This window comes from Mycobacterium sp. (genome assembly GCF_049281135.1).
Taxonomy (GTDB): domain Bacteria; phylum Actinomycetota; class Actinomycetes; order Mycobacteriales; family Mycobacteriaceae; genus Mycobacterium.
In genome coordinates this window covers 1-4006 of sequence record NZ_JBAPRN010000741.1, presented here as the reverse complement: position 1 = coordinate 4006, position 4006 = coordinate 1, and the positions used below count along the sequence as shown (strand labels likewise).

At 67.5% G+C, this 4006-nt stretch carries 3 protein-coding genes; all 3 read right to left on the bottom strand.

Annotated features, from left to right (window positions below):
* Positions 1-1530 (bottom strand): PEP-utilizing enzyme (locus WAN02_RS29520; protein ID WP_422268933.1); only part of this gene is annotated, 1530 nt, incomplete at its 3' end.
* Positions 1531-1595: 65 nt separating this feature from the next.
* Positions 1596-1931, bottom strand: a complete 336-nt coding sequence (locus tag WAN02_RS29515) for a 2Fe-2S iron-sulfur cluster-binding protein (protein WP_422268932.1) — start codon at positions 1929-1931, stop codon at positions 1596-1598.
* 193 nt (positions 1932-2124) lie between these two features.
* Positions 2125-3738, bottom strand: coding sequence for a PEP-utilizing enzyme (locus tag WAN02_RS29510; RefSeq protein ID WP_422268931.1), 1614 nt, complete (start codon positions 3736-3738; stop codon positions 2125-2127).
* Positions 3739-4006: the final 268 nt, after the last annotated feature.

The window sequence follows — 4006 nt, the reverse complement described above, 5'->3', positions numbered from 1 at the left end:
CTTGATCAGCTTTGTCCCATGACCCGTGCTGACGACGCATGGAATCCCCAGCTCCCGTGCGACCACGGCCGCGTGGCTGAGCGCGCCCCCGATGTCGACGACCAGCGCCGAGGAGATGAACATGATCGACGACCAGCTGGGATCGGTGGTCTGCGCGATGAGGACCTCGTCGGGTTCCACCTCGGCGAATGATGGATCGGTGACGACGCGCGCCGTCCCCTCGACCACACCACCGGAGACTCCGACGCCGTTGATCACGCCGTCAGTGCCGGCCGGGCCCGCGGCGCCCGCCGGCTCCGTCTCGGGCAGGCCCACCCAGTGGGTGCTCGTCAGCCTGAGCGCCTGGTAGCTTGCCCGCTTCAGCCGTCGCCGCTCGATCAGGCCCTCGAGGTCGGTGGGCGGCGCCGCCAGCAACTCCTCGCCGGTGAGCAGAAATACGTCCGAGGCGTCCCGAACGCGCCCGGCCTCCACGAGCAGATCTCCCACGCGACGGGCGGAGGCTCGGGCCGCGTCGATTGATTGCAGGAATGCGCGTTTGCCGACGCCACGCAGCGGGATCCGGCGGGCCGCCAAACGCAGTATGAGCTTGGCCCCGGGACGCGCATGATGTGGCAGCGCCGCCAGCAGGGCGGCCTGCATTCGGGCCAGCTCCTGGGTTCGCGCACGCTCTCGGGCGATCGGGCTCTCGCTCTCGGGGCGCTCGGCGTAGCGGGCGATCAGGTCGCGCAGTGGCGTGTCATCCTGGCGCCACACCGCGCTGGAGATCTCACCTTCGCCCGGACCGTGGAAGCCGTGGTTTGCGACCACCTGCTCGATCGTTGTCTGGTGCCGCGATGCTTTCCAGATGTCAGCGATGACGGCCATTTCGGCGCCGCTGAGAACACCGATGTCACCGACCCCGGTCCGGGCGATCAGCCGTTCGACGGCATCGTAGAGCGGCTGGACGCTGCACAACGTGCCGACCATCTGGAGACAGCTGGTGCGCTCGAAGCGGCGCACCGCCTCGGCGAACACCCTGAGTGCGTCGTCCCGGGTCATCGCGTCCACGCGCGCCACCAAGTCCCGCCACCACATGTCCGTTTCTGAGGCCAGCCTGCCCAGGGTGGCGGGGAACCGCAGGAACATGCGGGGCAGGCGCCACGCGATCGACGCGTAGTAGCGCCGCGTCGGGCTGAACGTCATATCCGGGGGCGCCTCGCCAAATAGTGAGCGGACCGCGTCCTGCCCCGTCGTGCCGGGCACCCGATCGCCCATCGCGGCCATGTACTCGACCTGGCACGACAGTCGTCCGTAGAACACGCGCAGGTACCAGTCGGCGGGATCTGCCGGCAACTTCAGCTCGGCGTCGTGCATCATTCCGACCATCCACGGAGCCCTCCGCGCAGCGCGCTCGGCCGTGGCTCCCCACAGGGCCGTGCCGAGCGGGGTGAGCACACCAGGAGCGGCCTCGCCGAGGTTGGCGGTCGTCCAGTGATGGACCGCTCGCATCGAGGGCATCAGCGGGTCGAATTCATCGGAAGCAACGCTCACAACAACTCCTCAACTGGTGCGAGCGCGGTCGCTGCGCGGGCGGCATGAGCTTTCGGTGACAAAGATCAAGCATCTGTTTGGTCGACGTCCGCTGCGCCTCGCAGCCGTACGCCGCGCCGGTGAACGGTGATCGGGCCGTTGATCTGTAGTTGGCACGCCAGCCGGGCCTTGCCGTCGACGGGCTTGTTGAGCGCGACAATTCGTTCCTGCTCGAGACTTGCTATTTCGGAACAGTTTTCGAAGCCACTAACAACCTGAGCCACACAAACGCCACACGAAGCGTTGCCGTTGCAGACGGTCGGCCATCGGTAGCCGCACCGTTGGGCGGCGCGCAACAAATTCTCCCCGGGCTCGAGTTCGATCACGACTCCGGCTGGCTCGACCGACACGGTCCGGCTCACTTAGCCATCCCCTTGCGGGGGAGTGGTGGAGGTGCAGGCATCTACTCCGCGCCCCTTGGCGGCGGCCAGGGACGCCGAATTCATCATGGAAATCAAGATAACCCCCGCGATTTCTGCATCGCCGAAGCGCGCCGCCGCGTCGGTTGGGACGACTTTCCGGTCCTGGCAATGAACCACGAGGGCGACCAACCCGCTACGACTCGACTGGTTTCAGCAGCTCGATTGTGCCGGTCACGCCGTCCACCCGGATCAGGTCGCCGGTGCGCAACAGCCGACTGCCGTCGCGAGTGTTGACTACGCACGGAATGCCCAACTCTCGGGCAACCACCGCGGCGTGGCTCAGCGCCCCGCCGATATCCACCACCAGCGCCGCAGAGATGAACATGATCGACGACCAACTCGGGTCGGTGGTCGGGGACACCAGGATTTCGTTGGGCTCGACTTCATCGAACGCCGGATCGGTGATCACCCTGGCGAGCCCCTCAACCACCCCGGGGCTTACTCCAACCCCGGTGACCGACCGTACCCGGGCGGTGCTGACCGGCTGCTCGACGATCGGGCTGGGCACGCCCACCCACGCCTCGGGCAGGCGCAACGTCTTGTAGTGCGAGTGCCGCTCCCGGCGGAGGGCGACCACCTCCTGGACGTCCGCGGTGGGACAGCCGAGCAGCTCGGCGTCGGTGAGGAAGAAGACGTCCTCCGGGTCGGCCAGTATGTCGGCATCGGCCAGGAGCATGCCGGCCCGCCGGGCGCACGCTCGCACGACGTCAAAAGCCTGCAAAAACGCCGTTTTGGACACCCCGCGTAACGGGATGCTGATTTCGGCGCGGCGCAGCACCAGCTTCACTAGCGGCCGCTGCACTGCTGGCACGGCCGCCACCAGCTCCTTCTCCAACCCGAGCCGCTCCGCCTGCCGTTCGCGGTCGCGCAGTCGGGGATCGGCGTCATCGGGCCGGGCCCCGTAGTCGGAGGCCAACCGTCGCAGTGGGGTGTCATCCTCCCGCCACACACGCCCGGACAGTTCACCCTCGGACGGCCCGTGGAACCCGTGCTTGCGCACTACCTCGGCCAGCTCGATCTCGCCGCGCGAGGTACGCCACAGGTCGGCGACCACCTCGGTCTCCGGTACGCCGCCATACCCTCCGGCCAGCGCGGTCGGCTCGCCGATGCCAGTGCGAGCGGTCAGCGCGGTGAGTGCGTCGTACATCGGCTGCACCGCGCAGAACAGCGCCATCGATTGCAGGTAGACACACCAGCGGAATTGCGCGGCGGCCTCGGTGAACACCCCGAGAGTTGCAGGCAGGCTGAGTGCGCCTATCCGTCGAGTCTGGCGTGGCCAGAACTCTTCGCTGACCGCCCGCGCCGCGCGCAGTCGGCCGGCAATCCGCAACATCTGATACGGCACCGCGACCGCGACCGCCGGATAGCGCCTGATCGTCGGACGATAGTCGATGGTGTCGGGGGCGTCGCCGTAGACGCCGGTGGCCACCTGTTGGCCGGTGGTGCCCGGCATCCGGTCACCAAGGCGAGCCAGCAGCTCCACCGAGAGTGCTCCGCGGCCGTAAAACACCTGGCAGAGTTGGCGCCCCTTCGGTGGCAGCGTCGACTCGGCGCGGCTGAACGCGCCCATATCGCGCATGCTCAATCGCATGCCGGCCTCGATGGTGGGCCCCCACAAGCTCCAGCTCAGCGGAGTCTGCACCCCCGGTACCGCCTCGCCGATGTTGCCGGTGGTCCAGTGCAGCCCGGGGTCACTCGGATCGTTCAATACGTCCCAGCTCTCCCCGGCGTCCGTTCTAGCACCCATCATGCGCCGCTGACCTGGGGCCGGAGTATCGAAGCGGTCATCGTAAAGCCCCTTCGGCGAGGTGTCATCGCAGTTCAAAACAGGTCCGGCGGACGACCCCCGAGTTGCTTGCGGGCCTCGTCCCAGACTAGGGCCCGAAACGCGAAATTAGCAAGCGGTCGCTAGCTACTTCGACGCGCACAAGCCCGATCGCCTGTTCGGGGATCTTGATCGCTTCCGCCCCGCCCAGCTTTCACATCGACGCAGCAGAAACCGGATAGCCGGGCAG

Coding starts and splice junctions, on each gene's coding strand:
- WAN02_RS29510 (WP_422268931.1), bottom strand. CDS start 3,738: ATGGGTGCTAGAACGGACGCCGGGGAGAGCTGGGACGTATTGAACGAT.